The organism is Streptomyces poonensis (assembly GCF_014650915.1).
In the GTDB taxonomy this organism is placed as follows: Bacteria; Actinomycetota; Actinomycetes; order Streptomycetales; family Streptomycetaceae; genus Streptomyces; species Streptomyces poonensis.
Genome location: NZ_BMVW01000001.1, coordinates 1 through 24956 on the forward strand (window position 1 = coordinate 1; position 24956 = coordinate 24956).

Here is a 24956-nt window from a genome sequence, read left to right on the forward strand (position 1 = left end):
GCGATCTGCTGCAGCGTCGCGCCGATGTCCGACGTACGCGTCGTCGTCATCGACTGGACCGAGACGGGCGCGTCCCCGCCCACCGCCACGGAGCCGACCATGATCTGCCGGCTCTTCCGACGCTCGGCGATCTTGATCGGAACGGACGGCATGCCGAGAGAAATCGCAGTCATCTGCTGTGCAACCCCAAGTTGTCATCAAGGTCGGTCCCGGAGAACAGCGGGCCCCGGGCTCCGAGATTACGTCACCGGTCCGAGCCCCAGCACATCACGGGCTGTGAACCCACCCGAGGGGGCGACCGTGCGTCACCGCACGGCGACGGCCGGGCACCCAAGGTGCCCGGCCGTCGTGAACACGCGGTGACCGCGGTCTTCCGGAGCCCCGACTATGAGATGCGCACCGGATTCACCACGTCCGCGATCAGCACCAGGATCGTGAAGCAGACGAAGACACCGGCCACGACGTACGCGACGGGCATCAGCTTCGCCACGTCGAAGGGGCCCGGGTCCGGCCGGCGCAGCACCTTGGCCAGGTTCCGGCGGATCGACTCCCACACCGCGCCCGCGATGTGCCCGCCGTCCAGCGGGAGCAGCGGGAGCATGTTGAACAGGAAGAGGGAGAGGTTGAAGCCCGCGACCAGCATCAAGAAGGTCGCGAGCCGCTGGGTGGGCGGGATGTCCATGGCGGCGATCTCGCCGCCGACACGGGCCGCGCCGACCACGCCCATGGGCGAGTCGGCCTCGCGCGGGCCGTCGCCGAAGGCCGCGTCCCACAGGGCGGGGATCTTGCCGGGCAGGGCGACCAGCGATTCCACGCCGTTCTCGATCATGTCGCCCATGCGGTCCACGGACTGCCCGAAGGACTGGGGCACCACGTCGGTGACGGGGGTGAAGCCGAGGAAGCCGGCGGTCACGTACTCGCCCTCGACATAGCCGCCGTCGCCGTCGGTCTTGGCGACCTGGTTCTTTATGAGGGTGGCGGTGAGGTCGAGCTGCCTGCCGTCGCGCTCGACGGTGAGGGTGACCTCCTTGCCGGGGTTGGCGCGGATGTCGGCCTGGAGGGAGGACCAGTCCTTCACGGGCTCGCCGTCGAAGGCGACGATCTTGTCCTTCGCCTTGAGGCCGGCGGCTTTGGCGGGGGCGTCCTTGTCGCCCTTCTCACAGGTCGCGCGGTTCTCGCTGGCCTGGATGACGCAGTCGGAAACCGCGTTGACCTGGGTGGTCTGCGTGTTCGTGCCGAACGTCATCATCACGCCGACGAAGAGCACGACGGCGAGGACGAGGTTCGCGAAGGGGCCCGCGAACATCACGATCACGCGCTTCCACGGCTTGCGCGTGTAGAAGAGGCGCTTCTCGTCGCCGGGCTGCAGTTCCTCGAACGCGGCCGCCCGGGCGTCCTCGATCATTCCGCGGAAGGGGGATGTCGAACGGGCCTCTATGCGGCCGTCGGGGCCGGGCGGGAACATGCCGATCATGCGGATGTAGCCGCCGAGCGGGACCGCCTTGACGCCGTACTCGGTCTCGCCCTTCTTGCGCGACCAGAGGGTGGGTCCGAAGCCCACCATGTACTGGGGCACGCGGACGCCGAAGAGCTTGGCGAACGACAGGTGGCCGAGTTCGTGCCAGGCGATCGAGATCAGCAGCCCGAGTACGAAGACGACTATGCCGAGGATGGTCATCAGGGTCGTCATGCACGGGCCTCCGCGGTCGTCCGCTGGGTCGGCCCGGCCGGCGGCCGGCCCGATGGGGTCCGCTCGCCCGGCTGGGTCGTCTTGGTCAGTTCCCGGGCCCGGGCGCGTGCCCAGGTCTCCGCTTCGAGGACGTCCGCCGCGGTCAGGGAAGTTCCCGTGACGGGTGTGCCGTGCTCCTCGACGACCCGGGTCACGGTTTCCATGATCGAGTTGAACGGCAGGGCGCCGTTCAGGAACGCGTCCACACACTCCTCGTTGGCCGCATTGAACACCGCCGGCGCCGTGCCCGCGAGCTGTCCCACGTGCCGGGCGAGCCCCACCGACGGGAAGGCGTCGTCGTCCAGCGGGAAGAACTCCCAGGTGGACGCCTTGGTCCAGTCGAAGGCGGGGGCCGCGTCCGGGACGCGCTCCGGCCAGCCGAGACCGATGGCGATGGGCCCGCGCATGTCCGGGGGCGTCGCCTGGGCCAGTGTCGATCCGTCCGTGAACTCCACCATCGAGTGGACATACGACTGCGGGTGCACGACGACCTCAATGCGGTCGAAGGGAATGTCGTAGAGGAGGTGCGCCTCGATCACCTCGAGGCCCTTGTTGACGAGCGTCGCCGAGTTCACGGTGATCACCGGGCCCATGGCCCAGGTCGGGTGGGCGAGGGCGTCGGCGGGGGTGACGTCCGCCAGCTCCGCCTTCGTACGGCCCCGGAACGGTCCTCCGGAGGCCGTGACGACGAGCTTGCGCACATCGGACCGGGTGCCGGCGGCGAGCGCCTGGAACAGGGCGGCGTGCTCGGAGTCGACCGGGATGATCTGGCCCGGCTTCGCCAGCGCCTTCACCAGCGGGCCGCCGACGATGAGCGACTCCTTGTTGGCGAGCGCGAGGGTGCGGCCCGCCTCCAGGGCGGCGAGGGTGGGGGCGAGGCCGATGGAGCCGGTGATGCCGTTGAGCACGGTGTGGCCGGGGGAGGCGGCGAGCTCCGTGGCGGCGTCCGGGCCCGCGAGGATCTCCGGGAGCCGCTCCCCCGGGCCGTACACGGCGCTCAGGGCCTCCCGCAGCGCGGGCACGACGTCCTCGCGGGCGACGGCGACCGTCCGCACGCGCAGCCGGTGCGCCTGCCCGGCCAGCAGCTCCACCCTCCCCCCGGCGGCGGAGAGCCCGGTGACCCGGAACCGGTCCGGGTTGCGCAGCACGAGATCTATGGCCTGAGTGCCGATCGACCCGGTCGATCCGAGGATCACGACGTTCCGGGCCCCGGTGACGGGGTCGAAGGCGATGTGTGGGTCGGCGAGGGGGGCAGGACTGTCGCTCATGACCCCATTGTGGCCGTACGGCGGCCCCGGCAGGACAGGGGCATGGCAGGCCGCGCGCCCCTGGCGCTTCCCGGGCGCCTGCTGTGTGTCTCCTGAGTGCCTCCCGGCTGCCGCGTGCCGGGCCTGTCGTCAGCGCTTGCGGCGGCGCTTCGCCTTCGGCGGGCGGGGACCGGCGGCCGGTGGGGCGTCCTGCGGGGTGCGTGGTGAGGCGTCCGGTGAGGCGTCGGACGGGGTGAAGTCGCCCTCGACGACGCCCTCCGCCGTGTCCATGGTCGGGGCGCTGAAGTGGAGCGGGGCGTCCTGGGGGCGGCTCGGGGCGAGGCCCTCGGAGGTGGGGTCGAGGTTGAAGACGAACCCGACGGACTCCTCCTTGATGGCGTCGGTCATGGCGACGAACATGTCGAAGCCCTCCCGCTCGTACTCGACGATCGGTTCCCGGCCGAGGGTGAAGCGCAGGCCGATGCCGTCACGCAGGTAGTCCATCTCGTACAGGTGCTCGCGCCACTTGCGGTCCAGGACGGAGAGCACCACCCGGCGTTCCAGCACGCGCAGCGTCTCCGTGCCGAGTGCCGCCTCGCGGTCCGCGTAGCGGGCGTGGATGTCCTCGGTGAGGGCCTCGACCAGGTGCTGGGGGGTGAGGCCGGCGCGGCCGCCCGCCTCCTCGTCGAGGTCGTCGAGGGTGACCCGGACCGGGTAGAGCTGTTCCAGCGCGGACCACAGGCGGTCCAGGTCCCACTCCTCCGGGAAGCCCTCCTCCGTCTCCGACGTGACGTACGCCTCGACGGTGTCGTCCATGAAGTGCAGGATCTGCTCACGCATGTCCTCGCCGTCCAGGACCCGGCGGCGCTCGGCGTAGATGAGGGTGCGCTGCCGGTTGAGGACCTCGTCGAACTTCAGGACCTCCTTGCGGGACTCGAAGTGCGTCCGCTCCAGCTGGGCCTGGGCGGAGGCGACGGCGCGGGTGACGACCTTGTTCTCGATGGGGACGTCGTCGGGCAGGCCCGCCCCCTCCATCACACGGTCCACCAGCTGGGACTGGAAGAGCCGCATCAGGTTGTCCTGGAGGGAGAGGTAGAAGCGGGACTCGCCGGGGTCGCCCTGGCGGCCGGAGCGGCCGCGCAGCTGGTTGTCGATGCGGCGGGCGTCGTGCCGTTCGGTACCGAGGACGTAGAGGCCGCCGAGCTCGGTGACCTCGGCGCGTTCGGCCGCGACCCGGTCGGTGATCCGGTCGAGGACCGCCCGGTGCTCCTCCTCGCCGGCGTCCTCGGGAAGCCCGGCGGAGGCGGCGAGGGCGAGTGCCTCGGGGTTGCCGCCGAGCATGATGTCGGTGCCGCGGCCGGCCATGTTGGTGGCCACGGTGACGGCGCCCCTGCGGCCGGCCTGGGCGACGACGATCGCCTCGCGCCGGTGGTTCTTGGCGTTGAGCACCTCGTGCGGGATGCGCCGCCCGCGCAGCAGCGCGGAGAGCGTCTCGGACACCTCGACGGTGGTGGTGCCGACGAGGACGGGCTGTCCCTTGGCGTGCCGTGCCTCGATGTCGTCGACGACGGCCGCGAACTTGGCGTCCTCGGTGCGGTAGACCAGGTCGGGCCGGTCCTCGCGGATCATCGGCCTGTTGGTCGGGATCGGGACGACGCCGAGCCCGTAGATCTGCTGGAACTCGGCGGCCTCGGTCATCGCCGTGCCGGTCATGCCGGAGAGCCGGTCGTAGAGGCGGAAGAAGTTCTGGAGGGTGATGGTGGCCAGGGTCTGGTTCTCGTCCTTGACCCGGACGCCCTCCTTCGCCTCGATCGCCTGGTGCAGGCCCTCGTTGTAGCGGCGGCCGGGGAGGATACGGCCCGTGTGCTCGTCGACGATCACGACCTCGCCGTCGACGATGACGTACTCCTTGTCCCGGTGGAACAGCTCCTTGGCCCTCAGGGCGTTGTTGAGGTGGCCGATGAGCGGGGTGTGGTCGGACTCGTAGAGGCTCTCTATGCCGAGCTGGTCCTGTATGTGCTCCACCCCGCGGTCCAGGACGGCCACCGTGCGCTTCCGGGGGTCGTACTCGTAGTCGTACCGCTCCCGCAGCTGTGCCAGCCGCTCCTTGTCCTGCGGCCGGACGAAGCGTTCCTCCTGGATCCGGACGCCCTTCATGGGGCGCACCAGCCGGGCGAACGCCTCGTACCAGTGGGTGGCCTGGTCGGCGGGGCCGGAGATGATCAGCGGGGTGCGGGCCTCGTCGATGAGGATGGAGTCGGCCTCGTCGACGATCGCGAAGTGGTGGCCGCGCTGGACGAGTTCGTCCCGCGACCAGGCCATGTTGTCGCGGAGGTAGTCGAAGCCGAACTCGGTGTTGGTGCCGTACGTGATGTCGCAGGCGTACGCGGCGCGGCGCTCCTCGGGGGTGGAGCCGGTGCCGACGACGCCGACGGTCAGGCCGAGGAACTCGTACGCCCGGCCCATCCACGCGGCGTCGCGGCGGGCGAGGTAGTCGTTGACGGTGACGAGGTGGACGCCCTTGCCGGTGAGGGCGTTGAGGTAGACGGGCAGGGTGGCGACCAGGGTCTTTCCCTCACCGGTCTGCATCTCGGCGATGTTGCCGAGGTGGAGGGCGGCGCCGCCCATGACCTGCACGTCGAAGTGGCGCATGCCGAGGGTGCGGCGGGCCGCCTCGCGCATGGTGGCGAAGGCCTCCGGCAGCAGGTCGTCGAGGCTCTCGCCGTCGGCGTGGCGCTGTTTGTACTCGTCGGTGAGAGCGCGGAGTTCGGCGTCGGTCAGGCCGGTGAGGTCCTCCTCGACGGAGGCGACCTGCTGCGCGACGTACCGCAGCCGGCGCAGGGTCCTGCCCTCTCCGGCGCGCATGATCCTGCTGGTGACGGTGGTGAGGCCGAGAGCGGGCATATTCCGGACCCCCATGAACCATGAGAGAGAAGTGCGCGATCTTTTCCGGGGAGTTTTTCCTGTGCCCCGGGCCCTATCCTGGGGTTGTTCCGAGTTCCCGTTCCGAGGGCATTCCGAATTCCGGTTCCGGGGTCGTCGCTGATGCGCGTCCCGGGGGATCGGACGCGGGTTCCAGGGGGCCGGGATCGAATCCCGGCGACGTCTCCTGTTCCATCGCGTCCGTGAGCAGTCCGATCCAGCGGTTGGCCCGCTGGAGGATGTGGACGCCCTGCTGATTGGCCGTGATCACCTCGCGCAGGACGGGGTCCCCGACCACGTCCAGCGCGCTGCGGAAGAGCTGCTGGATCACCGGCCGCTCCCCCGGCCGTCCCGCGTCCAGCAGGGCGTCCACGTCGCGCGGGTCGATCCGGCGCACCCGGAGTGCGCCGAACCCGGCCACGGGCGGCCTCGGTTCCTCGTCGACGACGGCGAGCGCGCATTCGTTGAGCAGGACGGCGAGGGCGTCGCGGTGGGACTCGAAGGCCGCGGGGGCCGTGCGGCGGAGTTCTCCGGCGAGCGGAAGCACGTCGTCGCGCACCGTGCGCAGAGCCCGTAGGCGCTCCGCCTCCTGAAGATGGCGCCATGCCTCGCGGCGGGCATACCTGAGCCGGACGGACAATGTCCGTCCGTTCCCGGCCTCTGTTTCTTGGCGCATCTGTCGTCCCCGTTCACCCTTTTGCCCATTGTTGACGCATCACTTTCGTGCGGCAAGCAGCTGAACGGCAACGGGGACGACAGTGCATCAGCGTGAGGAATGGGAAATCAGTGAAATGCGAGGTGTTCAGCGGATGGGGCGGTGGACGTTCTCCCGTTCACTCGGACCCGGGGTCGCGTCGGCGATCCACGGCCCGTCGCCGGACGGGTCGATGACGCCCTGTTCCAGCCATGTGTACGTACCGGACAGAACACCCTTGACGACCTTGCGGTCGATGTCGTCGGTGTTGGTCCACAGGCGGGCGAACAGTTCGTCGACGCGGATGCGGGACTGACGGCAGAAGACGTCGGCGAGCTGGTAGGCCTCGCGGCCGTGGTCGCCGGTGGCGCGCAGGTGCTCGGCGCGCACACAGGCCGCGCTCATCGCGAACAGCTCGGCGCCGATGTCGACGATCCGGCCCAGGAAGCCCTGCTTGGTCTCCATCCGGCCCTGCCAGCGGGACATGGCGTAGAAGGTGGAGCGGGCGAGCTTGCGGGCGCTGCGCTCCACATGGCGCAGGTGCCCGGAGAGGTCGACATGGCCCTCCGGGTGGAAGTCTCCGTACGCGCGCGGGAGCCGGCCCGGGCCCGCGACCAGCTTGGGCAGCCACTTGGCGTAGAACACGCCCGCGTTGGCACCCGCCTTCGCCTTGTCGGCCAGGGACTTGTCCGGGTCGATGAGGTCGCCGGCCACGGACAGGTGGGCGTCGACGGCCTCGCGGGCGATCAGCAGGTGCATGATCTCCGTGGAGCCCTCGAAGATGCGGTTGATGCGCAGGTCGCGCAGCATCTGCTCGGCGGGGACGCCCCGTTCGCCGCGGGCCCGCAGGGACTCGGCGGTCTCGTAGCCGCGGCCGCCGCGGATCTGGACCAGTTCGTCGGCGATCAGCCAGGACATCTCGGAGCCGTACAGCTTGGCGAGGGCGGCCTCGATGCGGATGTCGTTGCGGTTCTCGTCCGCCATCTGCGACGACAGGTCGACCACTGCCTCCAGGGCGAAGGTGGTGGCCGCCATGAAGGAGATCTTCGAGCCGACCGCCTCGTGCAGCGCGACCGGCTTGCCCCACTGCTCGCGCGCCCCCGACCACTCGCGGGCGATCTTCAGGCACCACTTGCTCGTGCCGGCGCACACGGCGGGCAGTGAGAGACGTCCGGTGTTGAGCGTGGTCAGGGCGATCTTGAGTCCGGAGCCCTCCGGACCGATGCGGTTGGCCGCCGGGACGCGCACCTGGTGGAAGCGGGTCACGCCGTTCTCCAGGCCGCGCAGGCCCATGAAGGCGTTGCGGTTCTCCACGGTGATGCCCTCGGAGGCCGCCTCGACGACGAACGCGGTGATGCCGCCTTTGTGCCCCTCGGACCTCGGCACCCGTGCCATGACCACGAGCAGGTCGGCGACGACTCCGTTGGTGGTCCAGAGCTTCACCCCGTCCAGGACGTAGTCGTCCCCGTCCGGTACGGCGGTGGTGGCGAGGCGGGCCGGGTCGGAGCCCACGTCCGGCTCCGTGAGCAGGAAGGCGGTGATGTCGGTACGGGCGCAGCGCGGCAGGAAGGTGTCCTTCTGCTGCTGGGTGCCGAACATCTTCAGCGGCTGCGGTACGCCGATCGACTGGTGCGCGGAGAGCAGGGCGCCGATCGCGGGGCTCACGGAGCCGACCAGGGCGAGCGCCTTGTTGTAGTACACCTGGGTGAGGCCGAGGCCGCCGTACTTGGTGTCGATCTTCATCCCGAGGGCGCCGAGCTCCTTGAGCCCGTCGATCACGGAGTCGGGGATCCGTGCCTCGCGCTCGATGAGGACCGGGTCGACCTTCGTCTCACAGAAGTCGCGCAGTTTGGCGAGGAACTGCTCGCCGCGCTGGGCGTCCTCGTCGGCGGGCATCGGGTGCGGGTGGATCAGGTCGAGCCGGAAGCGGCCGAGGAACAGCTCCTTGGCGAAGCTGGGCTTGCGCCAGTCCTGCTCCCGGGCGGCCTCCGCCACCTGGCGTGCCTCACGTTCGGTGACTCGGGGTTGGGTTGGGCTTGCGGACATGAGGCTCACCTCGCCGCGAATAGGGATCTTGGGCCGGTTACGTTACTGACCGGTGCTACTCGATCGTATGTACCCGATTCCGGGCACGCCCACCAGTCCTCGCGCAGCGATCGGCCCAATGGGCACCGTCGGCCCGGCCGCTGTCCGGGGGCTGATGCGGAGTCAGTGACTGCTGCTGTACGGACCGAGGTGACGGTCCTCCTGCGGCCGCTCGGACGGTTGCGCTGGTGAGAGGGAAGGACCCGACCCCATGCTTGGACCGGGGGCTCGTCCCGGACGGGAACCCGCCCCCGGACCGGACCCGTCCCGAACGGGGAACACTCTTCCCGGACCGGGCGTCCCCACCGGGAAGGACGCGTCCACTCCGTCCGGATCGTCTGCGTCTCGCAAAGTCCTGTCGAAGCGCTTCGACAGCCTATGGACACCCACTCACCGTCGAGCTACTGTCGAGCCACCCTCACTCGTCCCCGTCCATGAGAGCGCATCGTCGAAGCGCTTCACACACTGCTTGGAGAGCCGGATGGTCACCCTCGCCGAGGTCGCCCAGCACGCCGGAGTCTCGGCGAGCACGGTGAGCTATGTCCTCAGCGGCAAGCGGTCCATCTCCGTGGGCACCCGGCAGCGGGTCGAACGGAGCATCCAGGAGCTCGGCTACCACCCGAACGCGGGCGCCCGGGCCCTGGCGAGCAGCAAGTCCAACATCATCGCTCTGATGGTCCCGCTCCGCACCGACATGTATGTGCCCGTGATGATGGAGATCGCCATCGCGGTCGCCACCACGGCCCGCACCCACGGGTACGACGTCCTGCTGCTCACCGGCGAGGAAGGCCCCGACGCCGTGCGCCGGGTCACCGGCAGCGGACTCGCCGACGCGATGATCCTGATGGACGTCGAGCTCGACGACGAACGGCTGCCGCTGCTCCGGCGGACGGACCAGCCGTCGGTACTCATCGGGCTGCCCGCCGACACCACCGGGCTGACCTGCGTCGATCTCGACTTCGGTGCGACGGGCGCGCTGTGCGCCGAGCATCTGGCGGCGCTCGGGCACCGCGACATCGCCGTCATCGGCGAGGCGCCCGCCGTCTACGAGCGGCACACCGGGTTCGCCGAGCGCACGCTCGACGGACTGCGGTCGCGCGCGAGGGAGATGGGGCTGCGCGTACTGCACCGTCCCTGCGAGGGCGGATACGACGCGATGGCCGTGACCCTCTCCCGGATCTTCGACGAACGTCCCGGCACCACTGGCTTCGTGGTGCAGAACGAGAACGCGGTCGAGCCGCTGCTCGCCCTGCTGCGCCAGCAGGGGCGCGCCGTGCCCGAGGACGTGTCCGTGATCGCTGTCTGCCCGGACCAGGTCGCCACCCAGGCGTCGGTACGGCTCACCTCGGTCGCCATCCCCGCGCAGGAGATGGGCCGGCGCGCGGTGGAGCACCTGGTCGCCAAGCTGGACGGACGCGGCGAGGACGACGTCGTGCTGCTCGCCCCGGAACTGACGGTACGGGCGAGCACGGGTCCGGCGCCGAGCGGCTCCTGACCCTCGACGCACCTCCGGCGCACCTCCCGAACAGTCCGAACAGTTCTGCGACCTCGCGGGCACCCCCCACCCCCTCCCGCACACCCCTGTCCGTACTCCTCCAGGAGCACCCGTCGTGCATCAGCCTGCCGAAAACCAGACCCAGCCGGCCCCGTCGGGCGCGGTCAGCCTCGCGCAGTCCTCCCCCACCGTCGGCACGTTCCGTGAGCGGGACGGTGCCCTGGAGTGGAGCGGGCGGCAGGAGACCGTGCGCATGGAACCGTGGGGGCCGGACGCGGTCCGGGTCCGGGCGCGGCTCGGCGGACCGGTCCTCGACGGACTGCCCGGCGCCCTGCTCGACGTACCGCCGAGCACCGAGAGCACCGTCAAGATCGAGGACGGGCACGGGCAGCTGACCGTCGGCGCGCTGACCGTCGAGGTCGACGCCGAGGGCATGGTCCGCTTCCTGCGCACCGCGGACGCGACCGAGCTGCTCGCCGAGGAGCGCGCCCACTTCTGGTGGCCCGGCCCGCGCCTGTACACCGCGGTCGGCAACGGGTACCACCGCCTGGAGCAGCGCTTCGCCGCGTACGACGACGAGAAGCTGTACGGCCTCGGCCAGCACCAGCACGGGCGGTTCGACCAGAAGGGCCTGGTCCTCGACCTGGTCCAGCGCAACGCCGAGGTCGGCATCCCGGTGCTCACCTCCAGCCGCGGCTACACACTGCTCTGGAACAACCCGGCCGTCGGCCGCGTCGAGCTGGCCGGCAACGGCACCCGCTGGGTCGCGGACTCGGCCCGCCAGATCGACTACTGGATCACGGCGGGCACCCCGGCCGACACCCAGCGCCGCTACAGCGCGGTGACCGGCCGCACCCCGATGCTGCCCGACTGGGCGGCCGGCTTCTGGCAGTGCAAGCTGCGCTACCGCACCCAGGACGAACTCCTCGCCGTCGCGCGCGAGTACAAGCGGCGCGGCCTGCCCATCGACGCCATCGTGTGCGACTTCTTCCACTGGACGCACCTCGGCGAGTGGAAGTTCGATCCCAAGGAGTGGCCCGACCCGGCGGCCATGGTCCGGGAGCTGGACGAACTCGGCATCAAGCTGGTGGTGAGCGTGTGGCCGTCGGTGTCGCCGCTCTCCGAAAACCACCCGGTCATGGAGCAGCGCGGCTACTTCATCGGCACCCAGTACGGCCCGATGGCGCACGCCGACTGGCCGGACAAGGAGGTCGCCTCCACCGTCCAGGTCGCCTTCTACGACGCCACGAACCCCGAGGCGCGGGAGTTCGTGTGGTCGCGGATCAAGGAGAACTACCTGGAGCCGTACGGCATCAAGGCGTTCTGGCTGGACGCCTGCGAGCCGGAGCTGAAGCCGGGCTTCGCCGAGAACCTGCGCTACTGGGCGGGCCCCGGCCTGGAGGTCGGCAACATCTACCCGCTGGAGAACGCCCGCACCTTCTACGAGGGCATGCTCGCCTCCGGCGAGGACGAGGTGGTCACCCTCAACCGCTCGGCGTGGGCGGGCAGCCAGCGCTACGGCGCCGCCCTCTGGTCCGGCGACATCGGCACCGACTTCGCGACCCTGCGCCGCCAGATCGCGGCCGGTCTGAACACCGCCCTGTCCGGCATCCCCTGGTGGAACACCGACATCGGCGGCTTCCACGGCGGCGACCCGGACGACCCCGCCTACCGCGAGGTCATGATCCGCTGGTTCCAGTTCGGCGCGCTCTCCCCGCTGATGCGGCTGCACGGCTTCCGCGACCCGGGCATGCCGCTCGGCCCCGACATGACCGGCGGCCCGAACGAGGTGTGGTCGTACGGCGAGGAGGCCGGCGCGATCCTGGAGCGGTACCTGCGGCTCCGCGAGCGGCTGAAGCCGTACGTGCTGGATGTCATGCGGGAGGCCCACGAGGAGGGCTTGCCGGTGATGCGCCCGCTGTTCCTGGAGTTCCCGGACGACCATGCGGCCTGGTCGGTCGACGACGCGTACCTCTTCGGTGCGGATCTGCTCGTCGCCCCGGTGCTGACCACGGGCGCCACGGCCCGCACGACGTACCTCCCGGCGGGCGCCACCTGGACGGACGCCTGGACGGGCGAGACGTACGAGGGCGGCCGGGCGGTGACGGTCAAGGCTCCGCTGGACCGGATTCCGCTGTTCCTGCGGGACGGGGCGCGGCTGCCCGTCGCCGAGTGACCGGTGGTGACGGGCGTCCTCGCGGGTGCGGACCGCGTCGTTGAACACGACACGGGCGCACCCGAACGCCTTCGCCAATGCGGTCTGCTGGCCGGTGTCCGGGTACAGGCGGAAGCTGTACCGAAGTTGCTCGACCCTCACGCTACGTACTTGGGTTATGGGCGAGATGCATAAGACCAGCACTGGTAGGCACTGTGCTTTCGTGATGCATGTCCACTTGGTCTTCGTGACCAAGGGTGTCTCCTCCCGCCGCCTGCGCCAGGAGTTCCCCGACTTGGTGAGCCGCTACTGGCGCGCCAACAAGCTGTGGTTCGGGTCCTACTTCGCCGGAACCGTCGGCGGCGCCCCGCTCTCCGTGGTCGAGCAGTACATCGAACAGCAGAACCGGCCGGTGTGAGCACTGCCCGGTCCCGCCGGACCTGAATCCGCGACGCTCCGCGTCGCCACCATCAGATTCGCTTCACCACCGGCCTGAAGGCCGGTTCGCTGCGAATCAATCCCGGTAGCCGTCGCGCGGGGCGTAGACGTGGAACGTCGCCTCGTCACCACGGCGCAGCACGAGGGCACGATCGCCCACCCCGGCCGACGAGGAGTAGTCGTACGAGGGCTTTCCACTGGTGTCCGCCAGCGTGGCCTCGTACGACGCCGACCAGGGGACGGAAGGGGCGGACGGGGTGCCGGTGCCGCCTGAAGTGAGGACGAGGGCTCGTGCGGGACGCGGTCCGTACGTACAAGGCGGTCCGTGGCGACCTTGCACGGGCCCTGCCATTACGGCCGCCGGCCTGCCGGGGTGGACGGACGAGTGGCCGGCACTGGGAATGCGAGGGCCGGGCGGCCCCCCATACGTGCAGGTGTGGCGTCGGGGCGGGGAGTCCGTACTCCGGCTGCCCATAGCGCATGCGGCGGGCCAGGGAGTTCGTACGGAGATCCCGCACCCGTCGGCTCCGGCCGCCGTCGGCGACGGTCTGGGACGGGGAGGCACTGCGGGTGTCGCTGCCGCGCACACCCGCAGTGCTGCTGATCCGTCTCGCCCGTCTCTGAGGTCTCAGCTGGAGGAGACCGTCAGGTTGTCGGTCCGGAAGTCCAGCCCGCCGGACGACGAGGTGATCTCGTAGCCGAACTGCACGTCGCCGATGGTCTCGTTGCCGATCCAGCCCTTGGTGTCCTTGATCCACTTCAGGATCGGGAGGATGTTGACGGTGCCGGAGGTGGAGTCGGACGTACGCAGGAACGAATAGACCTGGTTGGCGCCGTTGTCGCCCTTGTAGACGTTCCAGGTGTGGCCGCCGAGGGTGACGGTGCCCTGCGAGGTGCCGAGCGGGCCGACGGCGCCGTTGTAGTTGACCCACAGCATGATCTCGTGGTCGTAGTCGGTGTCCCAGATGTCGTACGACGTGTTGTATGCGCCGGACGACGGGACGGTGACGTTGTAGCTGCTGGTGAGCGAGGAGAGCGAGGTGATCGACTTGTTGATCACCTTCTTGGAGTTGGGGTAGGACTTGATGCCGCCGGTGTTGGGGTGGTTGGCCCAGACGCCCCAGTTGGTGCCGGAGTTGGCCCAGGTGCACTGGCTGCCGGCGCCGGAGCCCCAGATGTTGTTGTAGAGGGTGTAGCCGTTCAGCGTGGTGTTGCCCCACTGGTCGCAGGTGTTCCAGACGGCGGCCTGTGCGGGGGCGGAGGCGAGGCCGACGGTGGCGCCGAGCGCGAGGGCGGGGGCGAGCAGGGCCTTGGCGACCTTGCCGAGGGCGCTGGTCCTGCTGGGGGTGCGTGTTGCCATGGGGTGCGTTCCTTCCATGGGTGGGGGGATGACGGGGGTCTACTGCGGCCCCAGGTCGAGGACGCAGTCCTCCTCGGCACGCAGGTCGAGCGGGCGCGCGCCGGAGGGAGTCCGGAGTTCGATGCGGTGGGTGCGGGTGGGGCGGATGACCGATCGGAGGGCGCCCTCAGGCCCCCACTCCAGGTCCACCTCGGCGCCGAACCGCGTGCGGACGCCGCTCAGCCGGCCCTCGGGGTACGCGTCAGGCAGCGCGGGCAGCAGGACGAGCCGGTCGGGGGTGGAGTGGATCAGCATCTCGATCAGCACGGCGGGCAGGGCGTGGGCGGCGTCCGCGTTGTAGACGTCGCGGTGGGGGTAGTGCGCGCTCATCAGGGAGACGTGGAAGTAGTCGCCGGTCAGGACGTGGGCGAGGGCGGCCCGCACCCGTGTCCCGTCGCCGAGCCGCGCGGCGACGAGGGCGTGGTGCAGATGGCCGTGCGCGGAGTCGTTCTCGGCGCCGCGGAGTTCGAGCGCGCGGTACGCGGCCGCGGCGAGCTCCGGGGTGTCGTACGGGGTGATCTCGTCGAGCGGCCAGACACCGTACAGATGGCTGAGGTGCCGGTGGTCGTACGTGTCGTCGAGGCCGGGCCGGGCCCACTCGGCGAGGGCGCCGTCGGCGTTGACCCGGTGGGGCGGGAGCCGGTCGGCGAGGGCCCGCCAGCGGTCGGCGTCGGCGGTGCCCGGGTGGTACGCGGCGGCGGTGCGCAGCGCGTGGCGGGCGGCGGAGAGGTCCATCGCCGCGTTGATCGCGCCCCAGCTCGCGTTGGCGGGGCGGTTCTCCGGGGAGTAGGAGGGAAGGACGAGGAGGTGACCGTCCGCGTCGGTGCGGGTGAGGAAGTCCTCGTAGAACAGGGCGACTTCGGCCAGGGCGGCCCCGGTCCGCGGATCGCGCTCGCCGCGCGTCTCGTCGTGGTCGACGAGCGGCTTGAGCAGCCAGTCGGCGCCCGCGGTCCACAGGTGGAGGGGGTACTCGCGGCTGAAGTGGTACGTGTGCCCGTTCTCGCCGTCGGTGTGGGAAGGGGCGACGATCCCGCGGGCGCCGAAGATCGCGCGGGCGTTCTCGCGCCAGTCGGGGAGCTGGTGGTGGATGAGTTGGGCGTGCGCCTCGGTGACCTCGGGGAGGGCCGCCGCTGCCGCCGACGCGGTCTGGAGGTTGAGGTTGGCGTTGGTGGTGAAGGCACCGGACCAGGCCGTGTCCCAGTCGCCGGTCCACAGGCCCGTCAGCCGCGGCGGGAGCATGCCGGAGGCGGAGAGCAGGTGATAGCGGCCGGCCGCGTGCAGCCGTTCCAGCAGGGCGCGGCTGTCCGGCCGCTTGAGCAGCTCGCTGCCGGGGAGGGCGCGTTCGGCGGGGTCGGCGGCGAGGTCGAGGGTGACGCGGGTGTAGGCGGTGCGGTGGAGGGCGGTGTGGCGGGTGAGGAGATGGGTGTACGGGTCCGGGTCCTCGGCCGAGTCCGGCTCATCGGCATCCGGCAGCAGCTCGCACAGCTCCCGGCCGTGGGCCGTCACGTCCAGCTCACCGGTGTGCCGTACGACGCGGGTCAGCAGCAGTACGGAGGCCGCGCCCTCGATCCGCACACCCGGCGGGGTGAGCGTGGCGCGGCCGCCCGTGACGGCCACGAGGGTCACCCCGGTGTACGCCCGGTCGCTGTCCGGGTAGCGGGCGCGCAGGCTGAGCAACGCGCCCTCGGCGGTGAGGACGGCACCGTGGCCGACGGCGAGTTTCGGGGGCGCGCCCGGCAGCTGGTGGTCGAGAGTGATCTCCAGCTCCTCGGCCGTGATGCGCTGGACGATCACGTCGTCCGCGCGGGACACGAAGACCCTGCTGCTCCAGCCTTCGAAGACCGCCTCCACGACCCCCGTGGTGAAGTCGACGGCACGGCGGTACCGGCGCGGGTCGTCGGAACGGAGGTACCGGCGCGGCTCGGGGGAACGGCGGTCCCGGCGCGAGTCGGCGGACGACGGCCGGCGCAGTCGTATCCGGAAGGCGGGGTGGAACGGCTGCACCCACTGCAGGCCGCGCCCGTCCGTGAAGTCCTCGGCGGCGTCCGGCTCCCCGGTGAGCAGCCGGTCCTGGAGTTCGGGGAGCCGTGCCGCGAGCTCCGGCGGCCTGGCGCGCTCACCGCCGTTGGGGCGGACGAGGGTGTGATGGGTGACGATGACCCGGTCATCGTTCGGCTCACCGAACACCATGACGCCATGGCGGCCGTTACCGCTCAGGAAGGCGTCCTCCCAGCGCTCCGCGGGCTGTGGCTCCCAGGTGCCGTGCGGTGAAGCCCCGCCGACGACGCTCATGACGCTCCTGACGCTGCTGAGGTCAGCACCGCGACGCCGTACCGGCCGAGCACGACCGATCCGCCGACCGTGGCGCCCGTCAGCAGATCGCGGTGCGTGCCGGGCACGTCGACCGCGATCTCGTCCCGTCCGTGGTTGAGCAGGAAGAGGGCGTCACCCCGGCGGACCGCTTCCACCTGTGCGGGCAGCCCGTCGAGCACGGGCCGTACGCCCGCCCCGTCCGCGATCCCGGCCAGCAGGTCGCGCAGCGCCTCGGGCTCGGGGAGGGTCGAGAGGTACCAGGCGCGGCCCTTGCCCAGCACGGCGGGCAGCCCGTCCAGTTCCCCGCCCTTGTAGGGGACGGTCTCGCCGGCGGTGCCGTCGGCCTCCAGCTCCTCCGACCACAGGGTGCCGCGGAAGCCGTCGCACTGGACGGTCTCCCCGGCGGGCAGCGGCCACCACTCGTGCAGGGTGCGGATGCCGAACAGCTCGCGCAGCCGGGCGTCCATGCCGCCGGGCCGTACCCGGTCGTCCTCGTCGGCGACACCGGTCAGGAAGCCGCAGACCAGGGTGCCGCCGCCGCGGACGTAGGCCAGGAGATTGTCGATCGCGGTGTCCGTGAGCAGGTACAGCTGCGGAACGACCACCAGCCGGTAGCGGGACAGGTCGTGCTCGGGGTGGGCGAAGTCGGTGGTGAGGTGCGCCTCCCACAGGGCGCGGTGCCAGGCGCGCAGGACGACGGGCAGGTCGGCCCGGTCGAAGGGGCGGGCCTCCTGGGTGCCGGCCCACCAGGAGTGCCAGTCGTGCAGGACGGCGACGTCGGCCTCGATCCCGGTGCCGGACACCCGGGGAGCGAGGGTGGCCAGGTCGGCGCCGAGCTGCTTGACCTCCTGGAAGGCGCGGCCGTGCTCGCCCGCGTGGCCGACCATCGCGGAGTGGAACTTCTCCGCGCCCTGCCGGGACTGCCGCCACTGGAAGTAGCAGACGGCGTCCGCGCCGCGGGCCACGGCCTGCAGCGACCACAGGCGGTTGAGGCCGCGCGGTTTCGGCTGGTCCACGTCCCGCCAGCCGACGGAGCCGGTCGCCTGTTCCATGACCATCCACGGGCCGCCGCGGGCTTGGGAGCGGGTCATGTCCTGGACGAGGGCCCCCTCCTGGGCGCCGTACGGGTCGCGCGGGTCGGGGTAGAGGTCGACGGAGACGACGTCCTCCTCCCCCGCCCAGCGCCACGCGTCCTGCCCGAACCACAGCGGCATGAAGTTGGTGGTCACCGGGATGTGCGGGGTGTGCCGGCGGACGATGTCCCGCTCGGCGGTGTAACACTCCAGGAGCATGTCGGAGGTGAAGCGGCGGAAGTCCAGGACCTGGGTCGGGTTCTTCAGGTAGTGGGCGCGGCGGGGCGGAAGTATCTCCTCCCAGGCGCCGTAGCCCTGGCTCCAGAAGGCCGTCCCCCAGGCCGTGTTGAGGGCGTCGAGCGTGCCGTACCGGTCCCGCAGCCAGCCGCGGAAACGGGCGGCGGCCTCGTCGCCGTAGTCGTAGGTGCAGTACTCGTTGTTGATGTGCCAGAGGGTGAGGGCGGGGTGGCCGCCGTAGCGGGCGGCCAGGGCCTCGGTGATCGCGGCGGCGTGGTGACGGTAGGTGGCGCTGGAGTGCGAGAAGTGCTGGCGGCCGCCCCACCACTCGATGCGGCCGTCCTCGTCGACGGGCAGGGTGTCCGGGTACAGCCGGCCCAGCCAGGGCGGGGGCGAGGCGGTGGGGGTGGCGAGGACGACGCCGACGCCGTTGTCGTGCAGCAGACCCAGCAGCCGGTCCAGCCAGCCGAAGTCGTACTCGCCGGGCCGCGGTTCCAGCCGGGCCCAGGAGAAGACGCCGACGGTGACCGAGTTGACGCCCGCGTCCTTCATCAGCCGGACGTCGTCGTGCCAGGTCTCCTCGGGCCACTGCTCGGGGTTGTAGTCGCCGCCGAAGAGAATGCGGCCGCGGGTGACGTCGCCGAGACCGGGACCGGGACGGGGTTCGGGCATCAGACCGGCTCCCCGTACTGGATGCCGCGCCCGTTGGTGGCGAGGTACACCCGGCCGTACACGCGCGGGTCGCCGACGATGACCTCACCGGTCCAGCCCCACTGGTGGGCGTCGTCGTTGATCCGCACCCAGGTCTTGGCCTCGTCGTCGGAGCGGTAGACGGCGGTGATGCTCTCGGTGGACCCCACCTGGTAGATCGCCGGGTAGTCGGCACCGCGGGCCGCCTTGCCGAACCCGACGGTGTACGAGGCCCAGCAGCTCTCCACCTTGGCGAAGGTCGCGCCGCCGTCGGTGGACCGGTAGAGCCCGTTCCACTTGGTGCTCAGCCACAGGTCGCCGGAGCGTCCCGGCGCCGCGACCACCTTGAACTGGCTGTCCCCGGAGGGCAGTCCGCCCGCACGCGCGGTGAAGGAACGGCCACTGTCAGTGCTGGCGTATAGCGTTCCTGTGTCGGTGTCGTACGCGTAGAAGAGCGTCGGGTCGGCCGGGTCGGCGACCGGCGTGGCGCCCTTCGGGAAGGAGGTGACCTCGGACCAGGTGGCGCCGTTGTCCGTCGAGCGGTGTGCCGCGTACTTCGTGCCGTCCCAGTGCACGAAGGACCACAGCAGCGCGCTGCCGTCGGCGTTGGTGGCGATCGGTCCCGGTGCGTCCTTGGCGATGGAGGGCTGGGCCGCGAAGGGCGCCCAGGTCCGCCCACCGTCGTTCGAATACGCGCCGTTGCCGTGGTCGCCCCAGCCGCTGCGGACGACGTACGACGGCCTGGCCGCGGCCTGCGCGAGTCCCGTCGCCGTCCCGAACACGGGGTTCGCCGCCATGCCGCGCGACGGGGACGCCGTGAGCCTCTCGTGGTACATCACGCCGATGTCCCCGAGTCCGCTGATCAGGTGTGCCTCCCCGACCGGGGGCGAGATCAGCTGGCGCACGGACGTCTCCTCCAGGCCCCGGATCTGCGGCGCCCAGCGCTTGAGGTCCCGGGTGCCGTAGAGGGTGGCGCCGGTGCCGTACACGAGGTGCTTCGAGTCGTACGGGTCGAGGGCGAGCGCCTGGATCCACCAGCCGAACTTGGGCTTGTCCTCGCCCCACTTGAGGAAGGGAGTCTCGGACACGTCGAACACGGCGGAGTCCTTGAGGGACGTCCAGGTGCGGCCGCCGTCCGTGGAGCGGAACACGGTGTCGATCGCGGCCCAGCGGTTGTTGGTGGAGACGACGACGGTGCCGGGACGGCGGGCGTCGACGGCGACGCCGCCGTAGCCGAAGGTGTCGGCCGAGCCGTCGGCCGTCGTCCCACCCGGCCGCACCGGGGTGACCTCGCTCCACTTGCCACCGCTGGTGCGCAGCTTGTGCACGCTGCCGTCGGACTGGCCGTTGGGTCCGGGCGCGTCGGCGTACGTCACGTACAGCTCGCGGGTGTGCCGGTCGTACGCGGCGCGGATCGGAACCTTGGCGGCCTTGCCGGAGGGCTGCCCGGGTACGGCCTCCCAGGTGGTGCCGTCGGGCGTGCGGTACAGGTTGGCGACGCCCGCCGAGCCGTCACCGCCCGCGCCGCCGTCGCCCCAGCCGGCGTAGACGGTGCGGCCGGCCGCGACGAGGAGGGTGACGCCCTGCCCGGACGCGCTCGCCTCGGCGGGGAAGCCGTCGGCGGGTGCCCAGGTGGCGCCCCGGTCGGTGGACTTGAGCAGTCCGTCGTGACGGGTGCCCAGCCAGAGGGTGTCGCTGTCGCGCGGGTCGACGAGCAGCCGCTCGCCCGCGCCCCGGCCGTCCTCGTTGGCGCCGAGCTTCACGTCCAGGTCGGTCCGGGTCCAGGTGGCGCCGCGGTCGTCGGAGCGCAGGACGGCGCCGTTGCTCGCGTACGACTGGGTGTAGGTGCCGACGGCGAGGTACAGCCGGTCCGGGTGGGCGGGGTCGACCGCCATGGCCTCCACGCCGAGGAGGTTCCAGTCGTCCCAGCCGATGTGGTCGGTCAGCGGGGTCCAGCGGGCGGCGCGGTCGTCCCAGCGGTAGGCGCCGCCGATGTCGGTACGGGCGTAGGCGAGCCCGCGCACGGACGGGTGGAACAGCACACCGGTGATGAAGCCGGTACCGCCGATGACGACATTGCGCCAGCGGTACGTCACGCCCTCGGCCGCGCTCCCGGATGCCGTCCCGGTCGCGCTCCCGGATGTGCTCCCGGACGTGCTCCCGGCGGCGAGGGCCCGGGTGCCGAGCGCGGGCACGGCGGTGAGGGCGGCGGCGGCCGTGGTCCCGGCGAGAACGGTACGTCTGCCTGGCTGGGGCGTGGGCATGGCTTACCTCGTTCTGGAGGGAGAGGGAGGGGGAGGAAGAAGGAGAGGAGCGGGAGGGTGTGCCCGGAGACCTGGGCCCGCCGTGGCCGGCCGGGGACAGGCACGGCCGGCCACGGCGGGGGCGTGGGGCTCGGGGCGCGGCGGGACGTGGGTCGGGCAGGACGTCGGTCCTGCCGTCAGCCCTTGACCGCGCCGGTGAGCATGCCCTTCTTGAAGTGCTTCTGGACGAAGGGCGACAGGACGGCCACCGGCAGCAGCGCCATGACCATCACGGCCATCTGCACCGCGAGACCCGACAGCTGTCCGGTCTTGATGGCCTGGCCGAGCCCGACCGGCGCCTCCTGCTTCTGCACCAGCTGGATCATGACGTTCTGGAGCGGCATCATGTCCTGGTCGTTGAGGTACAGGGAGGCGTTGAACCAGGCGCTCCAGTAGCCCACCGCGTAGAACAGGGTGATCACGGCGATCACCGCGCGGGACAGCGGCATGACGATCTGCCACAGGATGCGGAAGTCGCCGGCGCCGTCGATGCGGGCACTGTCGATCAGCTCCTGCGAGATGCCCTGGAAGAAGCCGCGCAGCACCAGGATGTTGAAGACGCTGATCGCGCTCGGGAGGATCAGCGCGAGATAGCTGTCCGTCAGGCCGAGCGACTGCACCAGCAGATAGGTCGGGATGAGACCGGCGCTGAAGAACATGGTGGCCAGCAGGGTCATCAGGATCCAGCGGTGGCCCAGCGAGCCGGTGCGGGACAGGCCGTACGCGCAGAGCACGGACACCGTCATCGAGAACAGTGTGCCGACGAGGGTGATCACGATGCTGATGATCGCGGCGCGGGTGACCTGGCCGCCGCTGAGCAGTTCCTGGTAGGCGACGAAGGTGATGTCCTTGGGGATCATCACCAGGCCGCCGGCCTCGTCGATGGTCTTGCGTGAGGAGAGGCTGGTGACGATGACGATCCACAGCGGGAACAGGATGGCCAGGCAGGCGAGGGCCAGCACGAGGCCCTTGGCCGCCAGGCCGGTGTGGCTGGGCTTCTCCTCCCACACGGGGCGGGGCGGGGCGGCCCACCGGGACGGCTCGGTCGCGGGCTTGTCGATCACTGCGGTCACTTCTTGTACACCCCCTGCTCGCCCATCAGATGGGCCACCTTGTTCGCGGCCAGGACGAGACCGATGCTGATGACGCCCTTGATGAGTCCGGCGGCGGCCGCGTAGCCGAAGTCCTGGTTGCGGACGCCGTTCCACCACACGAAGGTGTCGAGCACTTCCGAGGCGCCGGGGCCCACCGCCTCGCGTTGCAGCAGGATCTGCTCGAAGCCGACGGTCAGGGCGTCACCGACGCGCAGCACCAGCAGCAGCGCGATCACCGGCCGCAGAGCGGGCAGGGTGACGTGCCACATCCGGCGCCAGCGTCCGGCGCCGTCCATCGCGGCGGCCTCGTACAGGTCGGGGCTGACCGAGGCCAGCGCGGCGAGGAAGACGATGATCCCCCAGCCGGCGTCCTTCCACACCGCCTGCGCCGTGACCAGGAACTTGAAGGTGTTCGGGTCGGTCATGACGTCGAGGCCGTCGTACCCGTGGTCGCGCAGCAGCTGCGAGAGCAGCCCGGCACCGCCGAGGAGCTGCTGGAACACGGCGATGACCAGCACCCAGGAGAAGAAGTGCGGCAGGTAGAGGACGGCCTGCGCGATCGCCCGCACCCGGGGCCTGATCACGCTGTTGATGAGCAGCGCGAGCAGGATCGGCACCGGGAAGAACAGCACGAGCTGGAGGAAGAACAGCACCAGGGTGTTCTGGACCGCCTGCCAGAAGGCGGAGTCCTCGAAGATCCGCTGGAAGTTCTCCACGCCCACCCAGGGGCTGTTCAGGATCGACACCACGCCGTTGTCGCTGATGTACGGGTCGTAGTCCTGGAAGGCGACCACGTTGCCGAGGATCGGCACGTAGTTGAAGAGCAGGACCAGGGCCACCGCGGGCAGCGTCATCAGCAGCAGGACGCGGTCGCGTCTCCATCTGAGCTTCAGGCTCAGCTTCCCGGAGGGCTTGCTCCGGGGGCCGGTGGCGCCGCCGGACGCCACCGGGGTCTTCTCCGTCGTCTCGGCCTCGGCCCTGCTCCGAGGCACCGTGCTGTTCGACACGGCCGTTCTCCTTGCCTGGGTACCGGGTCAGCTCGCCGCCGAGCCGTTCTCGTCGAGGATCTTCTGGTACCAGTCGCGCAGCTTGTCGCCGCCCTTGCTCTTCCAGTCCGAGACGGCCTGCTGCATGTCGCTGATCTTCTTGCGGCCGCGGGTGATGTCGTCCTCCAACTGCTCGAAGTCGTTGGAGAGGTTGGTGTAGCGGCTGGGCTCGACGATCTGCATGCCGTAGAAGGGGGACTTCTTCGTGAAGGCGCCCATCCGCTGCTGCCACTCGACCTGTCCCTTGGTGACATCGGGGAAGTCGGGGTGGGCGAGGGTCGAGGCGGGGCTGGCGACCATCACGTAGGCGTTCATCACGTCGATGTTGCCCTGGTCGGTCTTGGTGGGGAGGCCGTCCTTGACGGTGTAGTGGGTGCCTTCGACGCCGTAGTTGGTCATCATGTACTCCTTGGTGCCGTACGGCGCCGCGGTGACGTTGGCGACGGCGAGCACGTCGCGGATGACCGCCTCGGAGGCCTTCTTGTTGACGAAGGCGAAGATGTTGGCGGGCTGGGTGGCCCACAGCACCGGGTCACCGCCGTCGTGGCCGAAGAGGTCCATTCCCCAGATCTTGAACTCGGGGTTCTGGACGGCCTGTTCGGCGGCGCGGCTCCACCACTGCGAGATGTCCTGGGCGTAGATGATGAACTCGCCCTTGGCGAACTTCGGGCCCGGGTCCGGGGCGTTCTTGCCCATCTCGGCGTCGGGGTGGACGACTCCGGCGGCGAAGAGCTTGCGGGCCCACTCCAGCGCTTCGAGGAACTCCTCGGTCTCGATACGGTTGACCAGCTTGCCGTCGACGAGGTTCCAGCCGAGCGGCTTCTCGCTGCCCGAGAGCACGCCGAAGGCGTTGAAGGAGACCCACTTCATGTCCATGCAGGCCCAGCGCTTGGCCTTGGCGTTGGTGATGTCCTTGGCCAGCGCCATGAACTCGGCGCAGGACGTGGGGACCTCGTACCCCTCCTTGTCGAAGATGTCCTGCCGGTACAGGGGCACGATGTTGGGGACGTACGAGGCCGGCATCGGCAGGCCGCGCAGCTTCCCGCCGAAGATGGAGCGCTGCCAGGCGTCGGTCGGGACGGCCGCGAGGTTGGGGTAGTCCTTGACCGCGTCACCGGACAGGTAGGGGCCGAGGTCGGCGAACTTGCTGATGATGGCGCTGGGGATCTTGCCGCTCATGTTCCAGCCGGGGACGACCACCACGTCCGGCACATCGCTGGAGGCGAGCACCGCGCCGAGCTTCTGCTCGTAGGTGTTGCCGTCCTGGTTCTGCCAGGCCACGTCCACGCCGATGAGGTCGTTCATCGCCCTGTAGTAGGCGTTGTCCGTCTTGGGCGGGGAGCCCCAGAACGGCGACATGATGGTGACCTCGCTGCCCTTGCCGAGCTTCTTCGGCACCGAGGTCTTGAGGCCGGCCAGGTCGAGCTTGCTGGTGAAACCGACCGAGGAACCGTTCTTGCTGGGGATGTCCGGGGTGACCACGTTGCTGGCCACGTACGCCGGAAGGATCTTCTTGGCGTCCTTGCCCGAGGTGGTGCCGTCGCGCGAACCGCTGTCCGAGCCACCGCAGGCGGCGAGCAGCGGCATCCCGCCCGCCACCGCTGCGGCGGCGACCGCCGAGTTGGCGAGGAAGCTTCTCCGGCTGGGACCGGAGGTGGCGGTGTTCGGCGTCATTGCGTCAACCCTTCATGGCGCACACCAGGACACCCGGCGGGGAGGCCGTCGGCTGCGGTGTCTTGAGTGGGACTGGCTGTGCTGAAGCGGTGGACATCGGAGGGCTGTGAGCACGCGAAGCGCGCCCTCCGTCGTCGAAGCGCTTCGATGTTGCTGCGAGGTTAAGTGAACCGCTGGGGGTGCACAAGAGTCGATCGCACAATTCCTCGGAGGTCTGCGGGAGCGGAACGGACCCTTCCCATGCCTGCTCCGGCACCCGATATGACGAGGAGGAAACGGATCTGTTGCACCTTGGTCTCTTGACACCCACCCCTGAGCCGAATGAGCATCGAAGCGCTTCGAAAGCGCCTTGTCGCTCCACC

At 70.4% G+C, this 24956-nt stretch carries 17 protein-coding genes and 1 pseudogene; 3 read left to right on the forward strand and 15 right to left on the reverse strand.

Going from position 1 to position 24956, the window contains the following annotated elements:
* From IE242_RS00005 to IE242_RS00030, 6 genes are all read right to left on the reverse strand, one after another.
* On the reverse strand, positions 1–173 hold a 173-nt coding region (locus tag IE242_RS00005), incomplete at its 3' end, for a flavodoxin-dependent (E)-4-hydroxy-3-methylbut-2-enyl-diphosphate synthase (RefSeq protein WP_189854020.1).
* Between the two features lie 212 nt (positions 174–385).
* Positions 386–1690, reverse strand: coding sequence for a M50 family metallopeptidase (locus IE242_RS00010; RefSeq protein ID WP_189854021.1), 1305 nt, complete (start codon positions 1688–1690; stop codon positions 386–388).
* Entirely contained in the window at positions 1687–2997 is a 1311-nt protein-coding gene (gene dxr, locus IE242_RS00015) for a 1-deoxy-D-xylulose-5-phosphate reductoisomerase (RefSeq protein ID WP_189854022.1), read from the reverse strand. The genes IE242_RS00010 and dxr overlap by 4 nt, the downstream gene beginning before the upstream one ends.
* A gap of 129 nt (positions 2998–3126) precedes the next feature.
* A complete protein-coding gene (gene secA / locus IE242_RS00020) occupies positions 3127–5880 on the reverse strand; it encodes a preprotein translocase subunit SecA (protein WP_189854023.1) in 2754 nt (917 codons plus the stop codon).
* Positions 5881–5953: 73 nt separating this feature from the next.
* Positions 5954–6538, reverse strand: coding sequence for a hypothetical protein (locus tag IE242_RS00025; RefSeq protein WP_229857897.1), 585 nt, complete (start codon positions 6536–6538; stop codon positions 5954–5956).
* 162 nt (positions 6539–6700) lie between these two features.
* Positions 6701–8638 carry an acyl-CoA dehydrogenase family protein gene (locus IE242_RS00030; RefSeq protein ID WP_189854025.1) on the reverse strand — a complete coding sequence of 646 codons (1938 nt, stop codon included), beginning with the start codon at positions 8636–8638 and terminating at the stop codon, positions 6701–6703.
* A 520-nt stretch (positions 8639–9158) separates the two neighbouring features.
* Between IE242_RS00030 and IE242_RS00035 the strand changes: the two genes are divergently transcribed.
* Both IE242_RS00035 and IE242_RS00040 read left to right on the forward strand, forming a co-directional pair.
* On the forward strand, positions 9159–10172 hold the full coding sequence (locus IE242_RS00035; RefSeq protein ID WP_189854026.1) for a LacI family DNA-binding transcriptional regulator: 1014 nt from the start codon (positions 9159–9161) through the stop codon (positions 10170–10172).
* Between the two features lie 115 nt (positions 10173–10287).
* Positions 10288–12348 carry a glycoside hydrolase family 31 protein gene (locus IE242_RS00040; protein WP_189854027.1) on the forward strand — a complete coding sequence of 687 codons (2061 nt, stop codon included), beginning with the start codon at positions 10288–10290 and terminating at the stop codon, positions 12346–12348.
* Positions 12349–12357: 9 nt separating this feature from the next.
* Here the strand turns inward: IE242_RS00040 and IE242_RS00045 are convergent.
* A pseudogene (locus IE242_RS00045) lies at positions 12358–12489 on the reverse strand (helix-turn-helix domain-containing protein); the annotation flags it as partial.
* 16 nt (positions 12490–12505) lie between these two features.
* On the opposite strand from IE242_RS00045, the gene IE242_RS00050 reads away from it, so the two are divergent.
* Positions 12506–12745, forward strand: a complete 240-nt coding sequence (locus tag IE242_RS00050; RefSeq protein WP_189854028.1) for a transposase — start codon at positions 12506–12508, stop codon at positions 12743–12745.
* A gap of 96 nt (positions 12746–12841) precedes the next feature.
* Here the strand turns inward: IE242_RS00050 and IE242_RS00055 are convergent, their stop codons facing one another.
* The 8 genes from IE242_RS00055 to IE242_RS00090 form a co-directional block, all read right to left on the reverse strand.
* Positions 12842–13105, reverse strand: a complete 264-nt coding sequence (locus IE242_RS00055; RefSeq protein WP_189856504.1) for a hypothetical protein — start codon at positions 13103–13105, stop codon at positions 12842–12844.
* A 288-nt stretch (positions 13106–13393) separates the two neighbouring features.
* Positions 13394–14125 carry a glycoside hydrolase family 12 protein gene (locus IE242_RS00060; RefSeq protein ID WP_189854029.1) on the reverse strand — a complete coding sequence of 244 codons (732 nt, stop codon included), beginning with the start codon at positions 14123–14125 and terminating at the stop codon, positions 13394–13396.
* Between the two features lie 39 nt (positions 14126–14164).
* Positions 14165–16456: a glycosyl hydrolase family 95 catalytic domain-containing protein gene (locus IE242_RS00065; protein ID WP_189854030.1), complete on the reverse strand. Its 2292-nt coding sequence runs from the start codon at positions 16454–16456 to the stop codon at positions 14165–14167.
* Complete coding sequence (locus IE242_RS00070; RefSeq protein ID WP_189854031.1) at positions 16453–18459, reverse strand: beta-galactosidase; 2007 nt, start codon at positions 18457–18459, stop codon at positions 16453–16455. Before IE242_RS00070 ends, IE242_RS00065 begins: the two co-directional genes overlap by 4 nt.
* A complete protein-coding gene (locus IE242_RS00075; RefSeq protein ID WP_189854032.1) occupies positions 18459–20741 on the reverse strand; it encodes a sialidase family protein in 2283 nt (760 codons plus the stop codon). Before IE242_RS00075 ends, IE242_RS00070 begins: the two co-directional genes overlap by 1 nt.
* A gap of 176 nt (positions 20742–20917) precedes the next feature.
* A complete protein-coding gene (locus IE242_RS00080) occupies positions 20918–21853 on the reverse strand; it encodes a carbohydrate ABC transporter permease (protein WP_189854033.1) in 936 nt (311 codons plus the stop codon).
* The gene (locus IE242_RS00085; RefSeq protein ID WP_189854034.1) at positions 21850–22881 is read right to left on the reverse strand and encodes an ABC transporter permease; all 1032 of its coding nucleotides are present in this window, start codon (positions 22879–22881) and stop codon (positions 21850–21852) included. Before IE242_RS00085 ends, IE242_RS00080 begins: the two co-directional genes overlap by 4 nt.
* Positions 22882–22908: 27 nt before the next feature.
* Complete coding sequence (locus IE242_RS00090; RefSeq protein ID WP_189854035.1) at positions 22909–24594, reverse strand: extracellular solute-binding protein; 1686 nt, start codon at positions 24592–24594, stop codon at positions 22909–22911.
* Positions 24595–24956: the final 362 nt, after the last annotated feature.

Coding starts and splice junctions, on each gene's coding strand:
- IE242_RS00030 (WP_189854025.1), bottom strand. CDS start 8,638: ATGTCCGCAAGCCCAACCCAACCCCGAGTCACCGAACGTGAGGCACGC.
- dxr (WP_189854022.1), bottom strand. CDS start 2,997: ATGAGCGACAGTCCTGCCCCCCTCGCCGACCCACACATCGCCTTCGAC.
- secA (WP_189854023.1), bottom strand. CDS start 5,880: ATGCCCGCTCTCGGCCTCACCACCGTCACCAGCAGGATCATGCGCGCC.
- IE242_RS00035 (WP_189854026.1), top strand. CDS start 9,159: ATGGTCACCCTCGCCGAGGTCGCCCAGCACGCCGGAGTCTCGGCGAGC.
- IE242_RS00075 (WP_189854032.1), bottom strand. CDS start 20,741: ATGCCCACGCCCCAGCCAGGCAGACGTACCGTTCTCGCCGGGACCACG.
- IE242_RS00050 (WP_189854028.1), top strand. CDS start 12,506: ATGGGCGAGATGCATAAGACCAGCACTGGTAGGCACTGTGCTTTCGTG.
- IE242_RS00065 (WP_189854030.1), bottom strand. CDS start 16,456: ATGAGCGTCGTCGGCGGGGCTTCACCGCACGGCACCTGGGAGCCACAG.
- IE242_RS00010 (WP_189854021.1), bottom strand. CDS start 1,690: ATGACGACCCTGATGACCATCCTCGGCATAGTCGTCTTCGTACTCGGG.
- IE242_RS00070 (WP_189854031.1), bottom strand. CDS start 18,459: ATGCCCGAACCCCGTCCCGGTCCCGGTCTCGGCGACGTCACCCGCGGC.
- IE242_RS00060 (WP_189854029.1), bottom strand. CDS start 14,125: ATGGCAACACGCACCCCCAGCAGGACCAGCGCCCTCGGCAAGGTCGCC.
- IE242_RS00090 (WP_189854035.1), bottom strand. CDS start 24,594: ATGACGCCGAACACCGCCACCTCCGGTCCCAGCCGGAGAAGCTTCCTC.